Raw genomic sequence first — 16,336 nt, 5'->3', positions numbered from 1 at the left:
GCGCGCATCTTTTATTGTGTTAAGAGCAAAGGGCAAATGTGCTGATTGAGCTTTGCTCATAGGGACCATGGTGGAACAAGTGAGCAGAAAATAACCATTTTGGCTTTTGCCGACGAGACTCAAGTAACAACAATGAATCAAAGGAGCTCGAATATGCAGGCTGTTTCCAGCGAGATCAAAGCACCGTCCTTACTCCTGCTCTGGGCGGAGTGGCGGGCTGCCGTAGAGTTTGGAAGTCTGACGTTATCCCTTCCGTGGCTCGGAACCCTGCCCAAGGGCGATGGCCATCCCGTATTGGTACTACCGGGACTCAGTGCTGATGATTCCAGCACCGTGGCGTTACGGATGTTCCTGCGTAATCGTGGCTACGAAGCTTACGGCTGGAATTTGGGACGCAATGTGGGCTACCGCTCTGGTATGCGCGAACGGCAGATCGAACGATTAAAGGAAATCCATGAGCGCCATGATGGCCAGAAGGTAAGTCTGATCGGTTGGAGCCTGGGGGGACTTTATGCCCGCGAGCTGGCCAAACAGGCGCCGGATTTGGTGCGCCAGGTGATCACCCTGGGATCGCCCTTCAAGGGAAACCCCAGAGCCAGTAATGCCTGGCGCCTTTATGAATCCCTGTCTGGTCACTCCGTGGACAAGGTACGAGAGTCCCTGCATGTTGAGGTCCCGCCGGATGTGCCCTTCAGCTCAGTTTATAGCCGCACTGACGGTATCGTGGCATGGGAATGTTCCATCGAGGAGGAAGGGGAAAAGCGCGAGAATATCGAGATCAGGGGCAGCCATTGTGGCCTGGGGCATAACCCTCTTGCCTATTATGTGATCGCTGACCGGTTGGCGCAAAAGGAGGATGGCTGGCGCCCCTTCAGGGGTGGGGAGGCCTATCGGGGCTGGTTCCCGGAGCCGGCGCGGTACGCCGATATCGCATCGTAACATAGGGTCGGCCAGCGCCGTGACAGGTGCTGGCTCTCGGTGTCGCCGGCACTTCAGTTCGTATCAGGAGTGTCGGTGTCACCGCTTTTTGCTCATGGATGGATTTTTCCATGAGCGGCGGTTTTTTATCTTAAAAAATATTTCTAATCGCTGAAAGGTTTACAAAGAACAAAATAATTAAATGCTTGACCGGTCATGCGTTCAGCCGCTAATTATTAGGGTGTTGCACCGGGAGAAAGGCGATGCCCGTATTAAAACAACTAAATGAACGTGATCCGGTATTACCCGTTATGGTAGATGACTTTGTTCCAGCTTCCGAAAGGTGTGTAAATTTTACTCACTCCATTACCGCCATCATCCAACAAGTCGAATCACAAACGGGCGCTGTGCAAAAGATACTGGATGGGACCGATCTTGAGGCGTCGATGCTGACCAGGCATACCACGCGCACTTCCTATCAACACCTTGAAAAGGTGGTCCGCAGTACCTTGAGCCTGATGCACGACATGGATGTGGCTCTCCGGGCAGGTCGGAGGATGCGCGTGACCAGTTATGGCATGTATGGTTACGCTTTACTGAGCAGTGCCAATTTCATTGATGTGTCGATGGTCAACAACAAGTACATTCTTTCTGGAAGCCCGTTCTGTCAGGCCCCAATGATTCTGCAAGGTAATGGTGGCTACTGCACTCTCACGCCAAGGCAATGGACCGATCCTGCCGACATGGCCTATCGATTCTCGGTGGAGTTCGCATTGGCCGCCCATCTGTCGGTCTGCCGGGATGTAACCGGTGGTAAGTTCCGGTTTTCCCGGGTGGAGCTGGCCTACCCCCGTCCATCCTACGGTCGCGCTTATGAAGAGATCCTGGAATGTCCGGTATCCTTCGATCAGGAAGACAATATCTATTGGTTTGAAGCTCCTGGTGTGCAGGACCCGTTGCCCTTCGCCGATGTTCGAACCAATGCCATGGTGCTGGAAATCTGCGAAAAACTCCTGAGCGAACTCAATGTCTCGGGTGGCATCGCCGCTGATGTGCGCGAACTTCTGGTGGAGTACGTCGGCCACTTTCCTGACCTCGAAGGGGTGGCGGCGGAACTGGGTATGCATCCGAGAGCACTGCGCCGCAGGCTCACCAATGAGGACACGTCCTTTAGGGAGTTGCTGCGTGATGTGAGGATGAGGTTGGCGGTGGAATACCTGCGCAAAACCGAGCTTACCAACGAAGAGATATCCTGTCGGCTGGGGTATTCGGACGCAGCCAATTTTCGCCATGCTTTCAAACGCTGGACGGGATGTTCTCCGTCGGAATATCGGGGAATGGACTCGAGCGAAAGCTGATTTCCGTCGGATCGGAACCCTTTTTTTTACTTATTATTTATATCTCTTTGAAAAAAATTAACGGTCGCGTGGGCCTGATGACGTCATGCTCGCTTTCGGCCTCCTTTGTCCGTAAATCACCGGCCAAAAGGACAATGAACACCTTTTCCGATGACCCATGCAGAGCACTATATTTATCGGAGGAAGAGCGATTTCTGTATGGCATGGAAAAATGTTCGCTTTAGATGGTGATGCGAAAGGCGGAGAAAAAATGAGTAAGAAGCCGGACGATAGTACTTCTAAAGATCCCTTTGAGGCATGGCGTAAGTTTCTCACCGAAGAGGAAAGAAATATCAATGATTGCCTCAGTAAAGTCATGGCGACTCCACAGTACGCCGCCGCGAGTCAGGGAGTATTGAAGGCACTTCTACAATCCCAGGGTACCTTCCAGAAAATGACACAGCGGTACTTCGAGACGGTGAATCTGGCTACCAGGGAGGACATAGCGGCAATCGCCGAGCGCCTGGATGCCATCGAGGATAGCCTGAGCCGTTTGGAGAAAGGTTCCGCCGTTGCAGGTAAGTCCCGGAGCGCTAGCCGGTCCACGACTGCGAAGCCGAAACGTACACGCAATTCGAGCATAAACAAAGATTAGATGGGTGGCTCCTTATGACCAGCAAGGTTGAAGCTGATACCTCCTCATTTCCTGGTCAGGTTGCGGATATCGTCCAGCGTGAAGTGGAAAGGGTGATTCTGCGCCAGATAAAGGGGGTGGAGTATCTGAATCACCGCGGCACTGACGCGGGAAAAACACCGAAAGCCGAACTTTACCGGCAGGGAACTCTGGTCCTCTATCACTACCTGCCACAGACCGAGGAGGTTTATCGCGTACCGGTTCTGTTGGTGATGTCCTTGATCAACAAGCCGTACATTATTGATCTGGCTCCCGGGCAAAGCCTGGTCGAGTACCTGGTTCAAAAAGGCTTTGATGTGTATCTGATTGACTGGGGGGCGCCTCGGGACGAGGACAGGAATCTGCGTCTGGAGGACTACGTTTTGGACTTGCTGCCCACTTGTGTCGCACGTGTCCAGGAGGACAGCGGCGAGCCCGATGTTTCGATTCTGGGGTACTGCTTCGGCGGGCTGCTGTCGGTTTTGTATGCCACACAGTATCCGCACGGCCCGCTGAAGAATCTGCTCTGCCTGACCACGCCAATCGATTTCTCGGGAATGACTTTACAGAGGGCATGGACGGACAAGCGTCATTTCGACGTTGACGATATCGTGGACCGGTTAGGCAACGTGCCCGCCGAGATGATTCTTGCATCCTTTGACATGTTGAGACCGGCCTCACGTTTTTTTTCCCAGATACGGCTTTGGGACAACATGTGGAATGACGAATTCGTTACCGCTTATCGTCGTTTGGATCGATGGAGTAACGATCAGATCCCTTTTGCCGGTGAATGCTTTCGCCAGACCGTTAAGGAACTGCTTCAGGAGAATCGTCTGGTGGAAGGGCGCTTTCAACTCAATGGCCGAAAGGTCGATCTCGGAGAGATAACGGTGCCTTTTATGCATGTAGTCGCGAAGTACGATCATATCGTTCCTTATGAATCCGCCCGATGCCTTGTTTACCAGGTGACGTCGGAAGATCGTATCGAGGAGGTTATCGAGGGCGGGCATGTCAGTCTGGTTGCCGGACGTAACGCCATCAAACGTCTATGGCCCAGGATCGACGGATGGTTATCGGAGCGGTCGTTATGAGTGTTGGTCATGAGCGTGCCGAGCGCCTGCCACGTGAGCAGGCCCTTGCTGACAAGTCCGTGGTACTGCGGTTAATGACGCAATCCGATCAGGAACCTATGCTCCGCTTCGCCTCCGCTTTGCCCGATCACGACTTGTTGTTTCTGATGCGGGACATTACGCAGCCAGCGGTGATTCGTAAATGGCTGGATGAGGTGGAAGCCGGTCGAATGATGGGGCTGGTGGCGGAGAGTGCCAACCGATTTACGGGTACCGCCACGGTTATCCCTTCCAATGAGCCCTGGTCGCCTCACGTGGGAGAGCTTCGCGTCCTGGTTAGTGTCGATATGCGAGGCACGGGGCTAGGAACGGTGTTGGTGCAGGAAGCCTTCTCCGCCGCATTGGGACTGGGTATGGAAAGGATAGTGGTACGAATGACACCGGACCAAAAAGGAGCGATAGCCGTATTCGAGGGATTGGGGTTCCGCCCGGAGGGCGTTCTCCGGGACCACGTGAAAGATATGCGAGGAAAAAAGCATGACCTTCTCGTGATGGGGCATGACGTCCAGGGTTTCCAGGGGGTACTCGGTGCCTATGGTGTCACCGATGCGCTTTCCTGAAGAAAGGAAATGATAAGGAGGGGTGTGATGAAAGTGACCATCAACGTGGAGTGCACTCCGGAAGAAGCCCGCATTTTTCTAGGCCTTCCGAATTGGAAGCCAATGCAGGATCGCATGATGAAGGGTGCGGAGGAAAGGGTGGAAGCCTATTTCAAGAAGCTTGATCCAAAGGAATTGGTCAAAACCTGGTTGCCAATGGCCCCGGGAACGGAGCAATGGCAATCGCTGTTTTCCAAATGGAGAGGGGAGGAAAAGTGAGTTGCGGACATCAATGGGCCGGTATTATTCGTGTCCCAAAATGACCGGTTTGGCTGTCACTGCAAACCTCGTTGGGGTTCAGAGGCCTTGTTAACGTTGTCATTGGGAATCGTTTGGCTGATCCAGTGCGGATCCATGCCCAAATCGTTTTATAACCAGACAGAGCAGGAGAGGCAGCAGCATGGCAGTAAAAAGCGCCAAAGAATCAGCGGAAAAAACCGAAAATCCCGCCACCCAATGGGCGGATCAACTTAAAGATCTGTTTGAGAAATACAAGCTGCCGGGTGTCGATCTTGACGCTATCACGGAATGGCAGAAGAAAGAGCTGGAGGCCCTGAATGAAGCCAGCCGCCAGGCTTCGGAGGGAATTAGTACGCTAGTCAAACGACGTGGAGAGATTCTTGAAGAAACCCTTCAGGAATGGCAGGTAGCGGTAAAGGAAGCCAGCGCCACGGGCGAGGGGCCGGGCAAGCAAGGTGAAGCGGCGCGCGAGCGGCTCAAGAAGGCGATGAGCAATGTGCGTGAGTTGGCTGAACTGGAAGTCAAAGCGCATAGCGATGCCTGGAAAGTGCTTCAGGAGCGGCTGCAGGAGAACATGAGCAATCTTCAGAACCTGATTCAACCGAAAAAATAATCGACCTTGTCGGACGCCCGGGTGTCAGGGTTACGCCCGGGCTTCGGTTTAGAGAATACGGTAAAGAATAATAAGCACGGGAGACGGGAATGAGCTTATCCGAATTACAGAACCTCGATGGCTGTGTCGCACTGGTTACGGGAGGCTCACGCGGACTCGGTTTGCAGATGGCGGAAGTCCTCGGTGAACTGGGGGCCAAGGTGGCAATCACTGCCCGTAAGATGCACGAACTGACAGCGGCGGCGGAACATCTCGGGTCGCTGGGCGTCGAGACCTTTCCGATTGTCTGTGACATGTCCAATCTTGATGCCATTCCCTCCATGGTGGAGACGGTGATGGAGGCCCTTGGCCCGATTGATGTCCTGGTGAATAACGCAGGGACCTCATGGGGTGCAAGTACCATCGAACACAGCCTGGACGGATGGCAGAAAGTCATCAATTTGAACGTAACGGCCATTTTCGTAATTACCCAGGAAGTGGGTCGGCGCTGCATGGTGCCGCGCAAGAGTGGCAAAGTTATCAATATTGCTTCGATCCAGGGGCTGGCAGGCCTCTATCCCGAAGGCATACCGACATTGGGCTATAACGCCAGCAAGGGTGCCGTGGTGAACATGACACGAACCCTGGCCAATGAATGGGCGCCGCTCGGTATTAATGTCAATGCCATCGCTCCGGGTTATTTCCCCACCAAGATGACCGCTCAACTGAGTGAAAGCGAAACGTCCAGAATGTCGGTGATGGACAGAGTCGGAGGCTCAGAAGATTTGAAAGGAGTGACGGCGCTGTTCGCCACCAAGGCCGGCGCCTTCATTACCGGGCAAATTCTGGCAGTCGATGGTGGCATCACCGCCGTCTGACTGCCCGTATCCGTTTAGCCCGCGTTCTCTTTGTTCTGCGTGGTTCGCGGGTGGCGCGAAAGAACCGATGTCTTCCGGGAGATAGCAGCATGGAACATCTCAGCAGTATTGATGCCTCGTTCTTGCATCTGGAAACCCCCGAAACGCCAATGCACGTGGCGAGTCTGGCCTTGGTCGATGCCCCTGAGGGTGACATAACGGACTTCCTTAACAGAGTAAAAAAACTGATCGGCGATCGGATGCACCTGTCGGGTGTGCTTACACGAAAACTGGCGCCCATGCCTTTTGAATTGGCCGAGCCGGTGTGGATCGAGGATCACGATATCGATCTGGACTACCACATCCGCCATATGACCGTTCGCAAGCCAGGAAGCATGCGTGAGTTCGATGAGCTGATCGGCCGCTTGCACTCCATGCTGCTCGATCGCAGCCGTCCGTTGTGGGAAATCTATGTGATCGACGGTCTGGAGTCAGGGCAGGTTGGTATCTACGCCAAGCTCCACCATAGTGGTATCGATGGCAAGGCGGGAATGGAATTCGCCAAGGTGCTTTATGACACCACGGAGGAACCCCGCACGGTGATACCGCCTCGTCGTTCGCGCGGCGGCGCCTACCAGTTAGGCTTCGCCGAACTGTTACGTGCGGGTTTCACCAACGCCTCGCACCAGTATCGGAAGCTGGCCGGCATGATGCCGGTAACCGCCAATTTGTGGGGCAAGGCCGCCAATATCATGGCCAGCCAATCGATGAAATCGGGAGAGCGCCCGCTCAATCTGGGGATGGCGCCGCGCACCATTTTCAACGAATCGATCACCAACCAGCGTTCCTTCGCGCGACTGACATTATCAATGGACGAGGTCAAAGCTCTGGGCAAGCGGGCCGGGGGGACCATCAATACGGTTATCATGACCATGTGCAGCGAGGCTTTGCGCGGCTTTCTCAAGGACCGCGGCCTGCTGCCCAAGGAGTCCCTGATCGCCATGGTTCCGGCCAGCTTGAGATCCGCCGACGACGATACCATGAACAATCAGGTAACCATGATTCGCGTGGACCTTGCCACCGATATAGAGGACCTGAGAGAACGCTTCCATGCGATACATGATTCGTCCGAGGCGGGCAAGTCAGTGGTCAGGGAATTAAAGGAAGTGCTCGCCGTGGACTTTCCGGTAATGGGCGCGCCCTGGTTCATGACCGGTCTGGCATCACTGATCGGGCGCAGCCGCCTGCTCAATCAGATGCCGGCGGTGGGGAACGTGCTGATTTCCAACGTGCCCGGTCCGCCGGTGCCGCTCTATATCGCCGGGGCAAGAATGCAGCATTACTACCCTGTCTCGATTCCCTACCATGGCAGCGGCCTGAATATCACCTTGCACAGTTACGCCGGGCAGCTCGAATTCGGCATTACCGCTTGCCGCAGAATGCTGCCGCAGGACGAGGCCTATGAGCTGCTGGATCGATTGGAGCAGGCCCTGCGCAAGATTGAGGCTCTGCCGGAAGAAGCGGCGGCGGCCGAAGCCTCCGCGAGGGAAGCCAGGGTAGATGAACCGGTGCCGGTGAAAAAGAAAGCCAGGGCGAAGACATCGACGGCCAGCAAGGCGCCCCGTCGACGTAAGGCCGCCACCGGAAAGCCGTCTTCTGCGTCTTGAGGGGAAGGGAGAGGGTACCCGCCGCCAGTGGATGGGCCGGTGCCCTTATGAACGGAAAACGTAACCAATAGTGTCAGGGGCTCTCGTCATCCCCGTGCTTGTGCCAGCATGCCGGTTGCTAATCGTTTACAACGTAAGGAAAACAACATGCTTGGAATCGTAGCTGTGCTGCAAGCGCAGGCCGGTAAAGGGGACGCTCTGGCGGCGGAAATGAGCAAGATCGCCGCGGAAGTACGCAAGGAAGAAGGCAATCACGCCTATAACGTTCACCAGTCCCTGGACGACAAGGATGTGGTGATGATCTATGAGCAATACACGGATCAGGCGGCGCTGGAAGCGCACCGTGAAAACATGAAGGGGTTAGGTGGCGGTCTCAAGGATCTGTTGGCGGGACGCCCTGATGTGAAACTGTTCCAGTTGGCGCAATAAGTCCGTGGGGAAATGGCGTGGCGCCGCCGGGCCATTTCCCTTACCCGCATTCAGCGCCGGCCTGGTAGTGCGATCATTGGCACCATAGCGAGAAGGCCGATGCCCACGGCGGTGATCAGGGCGGTAAGGTTGAGGCCCTGGGTGAAAATCTCCCTCGCTTGATCGAGCACTCCCGCGGGTAGACGGTCCGCCATGGACACCACCTCCCAAAGGCTTTCCCTGACGGCCGTGGGTACCGTCCCGGACAGTTGTTCGGTAACGCTGGCGCGATAGAGGCCACTGCTGAGGCTGCCTAACAAGGCGACGCCCAGTGCCACGCCCAATTCCTGTACCGTCTCTGACAGCGAAGCAGCGGAGCCGGCTTTGCCTGGTGGCGCTGCTGCCACGACCAGGTCGGTACCCAGTGCGGCGATGGCGCCCAATCCCAGATAGATCAGGGCAAAGCCGCTGACTACCTGTATCGTTCGTGCCTCGGCGTCCACTCGGGCCAGCATCAGGTATCCCAGCACTGAGAACAGCAGTGCTCCAGCCACCACCTGTCCGACCGGGAAACGCCGGGCCAATAGCGGCGCGCTGATAGCCGCCACCAGCATCGCCAGGGCTGGCGGTCCCATCCAGGCACCGGCGACGCGCGGAGACAGGCCGCTGACCAGTTGCAGGTATTGGGTAACCAGCAGCATGGCTCCGCCGACCCCCATCAGGCCGACCAGCAGGATCAGCAGGGCCGCGGTGAATGAGCGGCCACGGAACAGGCTCAAGTCCAGTAAGGGATCCGCCAGGCGTTGTTGTCGTTTGACGAACAAAAGCAGGCCGAGAACACCAATCAGCAGTGCGGCGACCGCTTGCCAGTCCAGGCCGTGCCTGGCGAAGTGCTTGACGCCGTAGATAAGCGGCAGTAGAGCCAGAAGGGACAGTGCCACGCTGGGCAGGTCCAGCCGTCCGCTGGTTTCATCGCGGTATTCGGGGAGCAACCAGGGGGCGCAGAGCCACAGAACCGCCACCACCGGCAGAGCCACAAGAAAGGCCGACCCCCACCAGAAATGATCCAAAAGCATACCGCCCACCAACGGGCCGGCGGCCATGCCCAGCGCGAACATGGTGGCCCAGATACCGATGGCCAGCGCCCGCTGGGATGGGTCACGAAACAAGTTGCTTATCAGCGCCAGGGTCGAGGGCATCAGGGCTGCTCCGGTAAAACCGAGTAACGCCCGCGCCACGATCAGTTGCATAGCGGTGCTGGCGAAGGCGGCGAGCAATGAGGCCAGGGCAAAGCCGCCGGCGCCCAGCATCAGCAGTTTACGGCGCCCGATGCGGTCGCCGAGTGTACCCATGGTGATCAGGAAACCGCTGATGAAGAAGCCATAAATGTCCATGATCCACAGCGCCTGGGCACTGTCCGGTTTCAAGTCCGCAGCCAGCGCCGGAAAGGCGAGATAGAGCAGCGTCACGTCCAGACCCAGTAACAGCGTCGGCAGGGCCAGAACGGCGAGGCCGGCCCATTGGCGCGGACCGGCACGGCTCGCCAATGGTGACGAGGGAGTGGGGTATTCACAGTATGAGGTCATCTCGCTTCTCCTATGGAAGAAGCGGTATTCTTGAGGCATTCCACTAACCGTACAATTTAAGCCCTTATGCTATTAGCAGGACTAACAGAATGAGCCCGGTAAAATCACTGGCCCGCACCCGGCGCGAGCTTGCGGAATTCGTGCGGCAACGTCGCGAACGTGTGACACCGACGGAAGTGGGGCTGCCTTCCGGACCCCGCCGCCGCACTCCGGGATTACGCCGGGAGGAGGTGGCGGCGCTCGCCGGTGTTGGCATCACCTGGTATACGTGGTTCGAGCAGGGCAGGGATATCAATGTCTCGGAAACCTTTCTCCTCAACCTGTCCCGGGTGCTGAAACTGGATGACGAGGACTGTTGCCATTTGTTCCTGTTGGCGCAGCAGCGGCCGCCAGCCTATGAGGCCCGGCAGGCCACCGCGGTTTCCCCGCTAACCCAAGCGGTTCTGGATCAGCTTGCACCTTGTCCGGCCTATGTAATGAATTTGCGCTGGGACCTGGTGGCCTGGAACGAGTCCGCCGACCGTTGGTTCGGGTTGAACGATCGCGCCGCCACCGAGCGGAACCTGCTGCGTCTGGTATTTCGCGACGACGGCTTGCGCGAACGAATGCCGGACTGGGAGCGGGATGCGCGGAAGCTGCTGGCGAACTTTCGTTGTGACCTGGCGGTGGCGCCGGAGGATCCGACGATTCTGGCCTTTGTCGATGATATGAGACGGTTGTCGGAGCCGTTCCGGCATTGGTGGGCGGAACCGGACCGGCAGGGATATCAACGCGGTATCAGCCGTCTGACAGGGGACGATGGCCGGGTGCGATCGCTAAGGCACGAGATGTTGATCGTGGATGAACACCATCATTTACGCATGTTGGTGTATTTCGACGATGACACCGGGAACGGTGTAGGCGGCACCGATTCCCGGCGGGATACAGAGGGTTAATCGTTGTATTCCTGAATCTTCATTTTACCTAACTGCGACATGTGGACTTCGTCGGGGCCGTCGGCGATGCGCACGAAGCGGTTCAGAGTAAAGAAGTGAGCGATCGGCGTATCGTCGCTGACCCCCATGCCGCCATGGGCCTGGATGGCACGGTCGGTCACGTTCTGTGCCATCTGTGGCGCCACCACCTTTATCGCCGCAATCAAATCCTTGGCGTCCTTGTTGCCGTATTTGTCCATACGGTCAGCGGCTTTCAGTGTTAGCAGGCGGGCTTGCTCGATATCGCAGAAAGAGCGGGCAATGTCCTGGCGGATACTGCTTTGCTCGGACAGTTTGCGACCGAACGCCACTCGATTCTCCACCCGGCGAGCCATGATTTCGAGGCTGCGCTGAGCCTGGCCAATCGAGCGCATGCAATGGTGAATGCGGCCCGGGCCGAGCCGGCCCTGGGCGATTTCGAAGCCGCGCCCTTCGCCCAGAATCAGATTGCGTTTGGGAATACGCACATTCTCCAGGCGCAGCTCCGCTTCACCACCCGGTGAGTTGAGACTGCCGAATACCGTCAGATTGCGGACGATGTGAATCCCCGGTGTGTCGCGGGGAATGATCACGGTGGACTGTTGCTGGTGGCGAGGCGCGTCGGGATCCGTTTTTCCCATTAACAACAGCACCTTGCAGCGCGGATCCATGATGCCGGAGATCCACCACTTGCGGCCATTGATGACGTAGTCGTCACCGTCGGATTTGATTTCGGTTTCAATGTTGGTGGCGTCGGAGGAGGCCACCTGCGGTTCCGTCATCAGATAGGCGGATCGTATTTGTCCGTCCATCAGCGGTTTGAGCCATTGCTCCTGTTGTTCGGTATTGCCGTACTTGGCCAGCACTTCCATATTGCCGGTGTCCGGGGCGGAGCAGTTGAACACCTCGGCGGACCAGGGAATTCGTCCCATGATTTCGCACAGAGGCGCATATTCCAGATTGCTGAGTCCGGGACTGAGATCACCGTATTCCTTTGGCAGGAACAGGTTCCACAGTCCTTCGGCGCGAGCCTGTTCCTTCAGTTCCTCAAGTCCGGGCCAGGGTTGCCAGACCCTGGCCGGATCGGTGACCCAGTCATGCTCTTCCTGTTCCCGCGGGGCAATATAGGTGTCCATGAAGCGCTGTAATCGCGCCAGCAGTTCCAGGGTTTTTTCGGAATGATCGAAGTTCATGGAAGCTCCCCCTTTTTTGGGAAAAGAGATTGGGAAAAGTGGTCGGCAAAAGCGGAATCAGCCTGTCAGGACAGGATCAGTCCGCCGTCCACCACCAGGGTCTGGCCGCGAATGTAGTCCGCCAGCGGGGAAGCCAGAAACAGCGCGGCGCCGGCCATGTCCGCCGGAGTGCCGAGGCGCCCGGCGGGAATATTGGCCAGGGAAGCCTCCAGACGTTTGGGGTTTTCGGTGGTCACGGTGGTCAGCTTGGTGGCCACCAGGCCTGGAGCAATGCCGTTGACCGAGATGCCGTCGCTGGCCCAGGCTTCCCCCAGAGTCCGTACCAGGGCCACGGCGCCGGCCTTGGAAGCGTTGTAGGCAGGATTGCCGCGGGTGGAATGGAAAGCGGCGGTGGAACTGACCACAATCATGCTCCCCCGGCTTTCGTGCAACATGGAATGAAACTTCATGGCACAGGCTCGCAGGCTATCGAGGTTTACCGCGATCACTTTGTCCCAGCCCTCTCGCTCGAACTCACCGCGTCGATAAATCACCGTGCCCTGACATTGGATCAGAATATCGAGTTGAGAGAAGCTCGGGGTGAGGTGTTCAATGGCGTCCATGTCGGAGACATCCACCTGGGAGTAGCCCAGACCGTCAAGATCGGATCCTTCATCACCAGCGTAGTCGGCGGCGCTGGCACGAGTACCCCAGACGTACACATCGGCGCCGCGCCGGCGGAAAGCCTGAGCGATACCATTGCCGATACCGCTGGAGCCGCCCACCACCAAAACGGTTTTCCCGCTGAAATCCAGATCATTCATATCGTTCTCCACATTATTCCGGGATGATTGTTCCGAGATGAAGGCCGCGGTCAGGAGATCCAGCCCAGGGCGCGCTCAAACAGCGTAATGGTGCGGTTATGCAGACGCTCGCCGGTTTCCATCGGGGCCTTGCCGGCACAGGCCCGCGCGTAGGTGCCTTCCAGGATCAGGCCGAGCTTGTAGCATGCCAGCACGCCGTACCATTCGATGTGGCTGAGATCGCGATCGCTGCGGGCGCGGTAGTGTTCGATCATTGCTTGCCGGTCAGGAAAGGCAGCACCCAATGAATCGCCTGCCTGATTGATCCGCAGATCCAGGTGATCCGGGGTAGTGGCCAGTAGCCAGCCAAGGTCGATAAGTGGATCGCCGATGGTGGTCAGTTCCCAGTCGACAATGGCGGCCAGTTCCGGACGGTCATGGCAGTAAAGCACGTTGGCGAGATGGTAGTCGCCATGAATGATGCCGGGCTGAAACGTATCGGGCCGATGACGCTCCAACCATTGGCCGACGCGATCCACACCGGGAATGCCATCGGCACCGGGCCATTCGGAAAACGCCTGATAGCTCTCCAACTGTGCGCGCCAACGGGGTACCTGCCGCTGCAGAAAACCCTCGGGCTTGCCGAAGCCGCTCAGTCCGACTTTTTCGTAATCCACCGCGCCAAGCGCGGTAATCCCTTCCACCAGGGACAGGCCCATGCGGTGCACCCGGTCGGCGCTGGCGCCGTGGGATTCGGGAAAATCGCAGGTGGCGTTGAAGCCGTCGATGGGCTCCATCAAATAGAATGAAACACCAATCACGTCTTCTTCGGGGCAGGCGGCGAGCAAGCGGGGGTGAGGCACCTTGGTATCGGACAGCGCGGCGAGTAAGCGCATCTCCCGCCGCATGGTGTCGTTGGAATTGGCGCGTAAATGGCGGGGCGGGCGGCGCAGCACATAGTCCTTGCCGTCACGTTGAAAGCGCAACAGAAGATTCTGGGTGCCGCCGGCCAGCGGCAGGGGATTTTCGATATCGCCTTTGCCCAGACCCTGTTGTTCCATCCAGGTGTTCAGTGCCCGCAGATCGACGAGCGATTGCCAGTCCTTCATTCCGCACCCACCGTTGTTCTGGTTATGAGTCAACAGAGTAGCAGTGTCTTGACGGTGGGCGGCATCGTCGGAAGCGACGAAGCTGTTCTTCTGGCCTTGGAGACATAAATTCGGAGGTTGCTACAACACCGCTGTGGGAGCTTGCCTGCAAGCGAATCTTGAGGCCCGGAAGCCCATTCGCTTGCAGGCAAGCTCCCACAGCAGCTTCGTAGCCCCTTTTGTGCCGGAGCACTGCGCCCCTGATGGAGGGAAAGGCCTCGATGAATTTACTCCGCCGCGGCGATCAAGCGGCGAGCCCGTTGAATCACCGGCTCATCCACCATCTGTCCGTCCAACTGGAAAGTGGCGCCGTGTTCGGCGACGCCGTCCACCACCCGACGGGCCCATGCCAGTTGCTCGCTGGTGGGGGAAAACGCCCGCCGCACCGGTTTGATCTGCCCGGGATGAATGCAGAGCATACCGGTGAAACCCATTTGCGCGGCACGCAACGCTACCGCCGCCACTTTTTCCGTATTACGGAAATCCGGTTCCACGCTTTCCACCGGGCCGGCAAGACGGTTCAGCCGGCTGTGCAGGATCAGTTGCGCGCGGCACTGATCCAGGACGGTAACGGCACCTGTGCTGCCGGCTTCCGCGCCCAGATCCAGACTCAGATCCAAGGCCCCAAAGGTGAGCCGTTCGATGCCATTGCAGGCGGCGATGTGCGGAATGTTGATCACGCCGCGCACGCTTTCCACCAGTGGCCACAGCGCCTTGCCGTCAATGTGGGCGCGCTGAACATCCTCGGCGCTTTCCGTCTTCGGCAGCATGACGCCGTGTACCGCATCGGCTCGGGAGCACAGGGCAATATCCGCTTCGAAGTGATCCGTGCTGGCGCCATTCACGCGGACAAACAAGGGCGTCGTGGCTTGCTCGAGGAAATCGGCCAGGGCGCGGCGAGCTTCGGCTTTATCCGCCTCGGCCACCGCATCTTCAAGATCGATGATCACCAGGTCCGCGCCGCTGGCCTGGGCCTTGGCCACCCGCTCCAGACGGGTGGCGGGCACGAACAGCATGGTGCGGGCATCACGGGACGCTCTCGGGGCCATTCAGATTACTCCCGCCTGTTGGAACTGTTCGATATCGCCGTCATCGTAACCCAGCTCAGCGAGAATAGCCGCGCTGTGCTCGCCCAGGTCCGGCACGGCGTCCATACGTGGCTGAAACGCATTGCTGGCTCCGGGAGGCAGTAATGCCGGCAATGGTCCCCTGGGGCTGCCGATCTCGGTCCAGCGTTGCCGGGCGGCCAGTTGCGGGTGCCGCCAAACGTCGTGCATATCGTTGACATGGGCATTGGCGATGCGTGCGTCGTCCAGTCGGCGAATGACTTCCTCGGCGTCCAGTTCCGCGAAGACACCCAGGATCAGCGATTTCAGCGCGGCCCGGTTATGCACCCGTTGGGAATTGGAGGCAAAACGTTCATCGTCGGCCAGCTCCGCTTGTAGCAGGACCCGTTCGCAGAACACACGCCATTCCCGCTCATTCTGCAGCCCCAGCATCACGGTGCCGCCGTCGCCGGTGTCGAACGGGCCGTAAGGATAGATAGTTGCGTGGGCGGCACCGGTGCGCGGTGGTGGTTCGGCGCCTTCGAAAGCGTAGTAAAGTGGGTAGTTCATCCATTCCACCAGGCTTTCCAGCATGGAGACGTCGATACGACTGCCTTTGCCGGTGCTCTGGCGCAGCAGCAGAGCGTTGAGAATATGAGTGTAGGCGTACATACCGGCGGAAATGTCAGCGATGGAACAACCGGCCTTGGCCATGTCGTCCGGAGTGCCGGTGACGGACAGGAAGCCGCCCTCGCTCTGGATCAGAAGATCGTAGGCTTTCTTGTCCTGGTAAGGGCCGCCTTCGCCGTAACCGGAGATGTCACAAACGATCAGTTTAGGGAAGCGCTCATGCAGGGCTTCGAACGACAGCCCGAGGCGGGCGGCGGCGCCGGGAGCCAGGTTCTGCACCAGCACGTCGGCCTGTTCAAGCAGGCGTTCCAGTACGGGGGTGGCGGTATCGTGCTTCAGATCCAGCGTCAGACTTTCCTTGGAGCGGTTGGTCCAGACAAAGTGGGAGGCCAGACCGTGGACCCGTTCATCATAGCCACGGGCGAAGTCGCCGACACCGGGGCGCTCCACCTTGATCACCCGCGCGCCCATGTCCGCCAGCTGGCGGGTACAGAACGGCGCGGCGATGGCATGCTCCAGGCTGACCACGGTAATGCCGTCCAGGGGCCGGGGAGAAGCGGTAATACTCATTCTTGTG

At 58.0% G+C, this 16,336-nt stretch carries 17 protein-coding genes; 11 read left to right on the top strand and 6 right to left on the bottom strand.

Features of this window, described 5'->3' with window-relative positions; genetic code table 11:
• Positions 1–153: 153 nt before the first annotated feature.
• The 10 genes from MA04_RS20250 to MA04_RS20205 all read left to right on the top strand — a co-directional run bounded on the left by MA04_RS20250 (position 154) and on the right by MA04_RS20205 (position 8,442).
• Complete coding sequence (locus MA04_RS20250) at positions 154–939, top strand: esterase/lipase family protein (protein WP_262462512.1); 786 nt, start codon at positions 154–156, stop codon at positions 937–939.
• A 242-nt stretch (positions 940–1,181) separates the two neighbouring features.
• The gene (locus MA04_RS20245) at positions 1,182–2,276 is read left to right on the top strand and encodes an AraC family transcriptional regulator (protein WP_262462510.1); all 1,095 of its coding nucleotides are present in this window, start codon (positions 1,182–1,184) and stop codon (positions 2,274–2,276) included.
• Positions 2,277–2,433: 157 nt separating this feature from the next.
• Positions 2,434–2,910, top strand: coding sequence for a hypothetical protein (locus MA04_RS20240; protein ID WP_262462509.1), 477 nt, complete (start codon positions 2,434–2,436; stop codon positions 2,908–2,910).
• A 14-nt stretch (positions 2,911–2,924) separates the two neighbouring features.
• Positions 2,925–4,019 (top strand): PHA/PHB synthase family protein, encoded by a 1,095-nt coding sequence (locus MA04_RS20235; protein ID WP_262462507.1) that lies wholly within the window; start codon positions 2,925–2,927, stop codon positions 4,017–4,019.
• A complete protein-coding gene (locus MA04_RS20230; protein WP_262462505.1) occupies positions 4,016–4,618 on the top strand; it encodes a GNAT family N-acetyltransferase in 603 nt (200 codons plus the stop codon). Before MA04_RS20235 ends, MA04_RS20230 begins: the two co-directional genes overlap by 4 nt.
• 27 nt (positions 4,619–4,645) lie before the next feature.
• Positions 4,646–4,876 carry a DUF6489 family protein gene (locus tag MA04_RS20225; protein WP_262462503.1) on the top strand — a complete coding sequence of 77 codons (231 nt, stop codon included), beginning with the start codon at positions 4,646–4,648 and terminating at the stop codon, positions 4,874–4,876.
• A 181-nt stretch (positions 4,877–5,057) separates the two neighbouring features.
• Complete coding sequence (gene phaP, locus MA04_RS20220) at positions 5,058–5,510, top strand: TIGR01841 family phasin (protein WP_262462501.1); 453 nt, start codon at positions 5,058–5,060, stop codon at positions 5,508–5,510.
• A gap of 89 nt (positions 5,511–5,599) precedes the next feature.
• The gene (locus MA04_RS20215; protein WP_262462499.1) at positions 5,600–6,367 is read left to right on the top strand and encodes an SDR family oxidoreductase; all 768 of its coding nucleotides are present in this window, start codon (positions 5,600–5,602) and stop codon (positions 6,365–6,367) included.
• A gap of 89 nt (positions 6,368–6,456) precedes the next feature.
• On the top strand, positions 6,457–8,013 hold the full coding sequence (locus MA04_RS20210; RefSeq protein WP_262462498.1) for a WS/DGAT/MGAT family O-acyltransferase: 1,557 nt from the start codon (positions 6,457–6,459) through the stop codon (positions 8,011–8,013).
• Between the two features lie 147 nt (positions 8,014–8,160).
• Positions 8,161–8,442, top strand: a complete 282-nt coding sequence (locus tag MA04_RS20205; RefSeq protein WP_163127275.1) for a putative quinol monooxygenase — start codon at positions 8,161–8,163, stop codon at positions 8,440–8,442.
• A gap of 50 nt (positions 8,443–8,492) precedes the next feature.
• On the opposite strand, the gene MA04_RS20200 is transcribed toward MA04_RS20205, so the two are convergent.
• Positions 8,493–10,007: an MFS transporter gene (locus MA04_RS20200; protein ID WP_262462495.1), complete on the bottom strand. Its 1,515-nt coding sequence runs from the start codon at positions 10,005–10,007 to the stop codon at positions 8,493–8,495.
• A gap of 89 nt (positions 10,008–10,096) precedes the next feature.
• Between MA04_RS20200 and MA04_RS20195 the strand changes: the two genes are divergently transcribed.
• Positions 10,097–10,942, top strand: a complete 846-nt coding sequence (locus MA04_RS20195) for a helix-turn-helix transcriptional regulator (RefSeq protein ID WP_262462494.1) — start codon at positions 10,097–10,099, stop codon at positions 10,940–10,942.
• Here the strand turns inward: MA04_RS20195 and MA04_RS20190 are convergent.
• From MA04_RS20190 to MA04_RS20170, 5 genes are all read right to left on the bottom strand, one after another.
• Positions 10,939–12,153 (bottom strand): acyl-CoA dehydrogenase family protein, encoded by a 1,215-nt coding sequence (locus tag MA04_RS20190; protein ID WP_163127272.1) that lies wholly within the window; start codon positions 12,151–12,153, stop codon positions 10,939–10,941. The two genes, MA04_RS20195 and MA04_RS20190, sit on opposite strands and share 4 nt — an antisense overlap.
• 65 nt (positions 12,154–12,218) lie before the next feature.
• Positions 12,219–12,956, bottom strand: a complete 738-nt coding sequence (locus MA04_RS20185) for an SDR family NAD(P)-dependent oxidoreductase (protein WP_262462491.1) — start codon at positions 12,954–12,956, stop codon at positions 12,219–12,221.
• 50 nt (positions 12,957–13,006) lie between these two features.
• Positions 13,007–14,044, bottom strand: coding sequence for a phosphotransferase family protein (locus tag MA04_RS20180; protein WP_262462489.1), 1,038 nt, complete (start codon positions 14,042–14,044; stop codon positions 13,007–13,009).
• 266 nt (positions 14,045–14,310) lie between these two features.
• Entirely contained in the window at positions 14,311–15,132 is an 822-nt protein-coding gene (locus tag MA04_RS20175) for an HpcH/HpaI aldolase/citrate lyase family protein (protein WP_262462488.1), read from the bottom strand.
• On the bottom strand, positions 15,133–16,329 hold the full coding sequence (locus tag MA04_RS20170) for a CaiB/BaiF CoA transferase family protein (RefSeq protein WP_163127117.1): 1,197 nt from the start codon (positions 16,327–16,329) through the stop codon (positions 15,133–15,135).
• Between the last annotated feature and the right edge of the window lie 7 nt (positions 16,330–16,336).

This window comes from Alloalcanivorax balearicus MACL04 (assembly GCF_025532145.1).
Taxonomy (GTDB): Bacteria; Pseudomonadota; Gammaproteobacteria; order Pseudomonadales; family Alcanivoracaceae; genus Alloalcanivorax; species Alloalcanivorax balearicus.
Note: the sequence above shows the minus strand (reverse complement) of the source record. Positions and strands in the feature narration are given on the sequence as shown.

Bases quoted from the DNA above. Each gene is read 5' to 3' on its own strand.
- MA04_RS20250 (WP_262462512.1), top strand. From the start codon at position 154: ATGCAGGCTGTTTCCAGCGAGATCAAAGCACCGTCCTTACTCCTGCTC.
- MA04_RS20245 (WP_262462510.1), top strand. From the start codon at position 1,182: ATGCCCGTATTAAAACAACTAAATGAACGTGATCCGGTATTACCCGTT.
- MA04_RS20240 (WP_262462509.1), top strand. From the start codon at position 2,434: ATGCAGAGCACTATATTTATCGGAGGAAGAGCGATTTCTGTATGGCAT.
- MA04_RS20235 (WP_262462507.1), top strand. From the start codon at position 2,925: ATGACCAGCAAGGTTGAAGCTGATACCTCCTCATTTCCTGGTCAGGTT.
- MA04_RS20230 (WP_262462505.1), top strand. From the start codon at position 4,016: ATGAGTGTTGGTCATGAGCGTGCCGAGCGCCTGCCACGTGAGCAGGCC.
- MA04_RS20225 (WP_262462503.1), top strand. From the start codon at position 4,646: ATGAAAGTGACCATCAACGTGGAGTGCACTCCGGAAGAAGCCCGCATT.
- phaP (WP_262462501.1), top strand. From the start codon at position 5,058: ATGGCAGTAAAAAGCGCCAAAGAATCAGCGGAAAAAACCGAAAATCCC.
- MA04_RS20215 (WP_262462499.1), top strand. From the start codon at position 5,600: ATGAGCTTATCCGAATTACAGAACCTCGATGGCTGTGTCGCACTGGTT.
- MA04_RS20210 (WP_262462498.1), top strand. From the start codon at position 6,457: ATGGAACATCTCAGCAGTATTGATGCCTCGTTCTTGCATCTGGAAACC.
- MA04_RS20205 (WP_163127275.1), top strand. From the start codon at position 8,161: ATGCTTGGAATCGTAGCTGTGCTGCAAGCGCAGGCCGGTAAAGGGGAC.
- MA04_RS20200 (WP_262462495.1), bottom strand. From the start codon at position 10,007: ATGACCTCATACTGTGAATACCCCACTCCCTCGTCACCATTGGCGAGC.
- MA04_RS20195 (WP_262462494.1), top strand. From the start codon at position 10,097: ATGAGCCCGGTAAAATCACTGGCCCGCACCCGGCGCGAGCTTGCGGAA.
- MA04_RS20190 (WP_163127272.1), bottom strand. From the start codon at position 12,153: ATGAACTTCGATCATTCCGAAAAAACCCTGGAACTGCTGGCGCGATTA.
- MA04_RS20185 (WP_262462491.1), bottom strand. From the start codon at position 12,956: ATGAATGATCTGGATTTCAGCGGGAAAACCGTTTTGGTGGTGGGCGGC.
- MA04_RS20180 (WP_262462489.1), bottom strand. From the start codon at position 14,044: ATGAAGGACTGGCAATCGCTCGTCGATCTGCGGGCACTGAACACCTGG.
- MA04_RS20175 (WP_262462488.1), bottom strand. From the start codon at position 15,132: ATGGCCCCGAGAGCGTCCCGTGATGCCCGCACCATGCTGTTCGTGCCC.
- MA04_RS20170 (WP_163127117.1), bottom strand. From the start codon at position 16,329: ATGAGTATTACCGCTTCTCCCCGGCCCCTGGACGGCATTACCGTGGTC.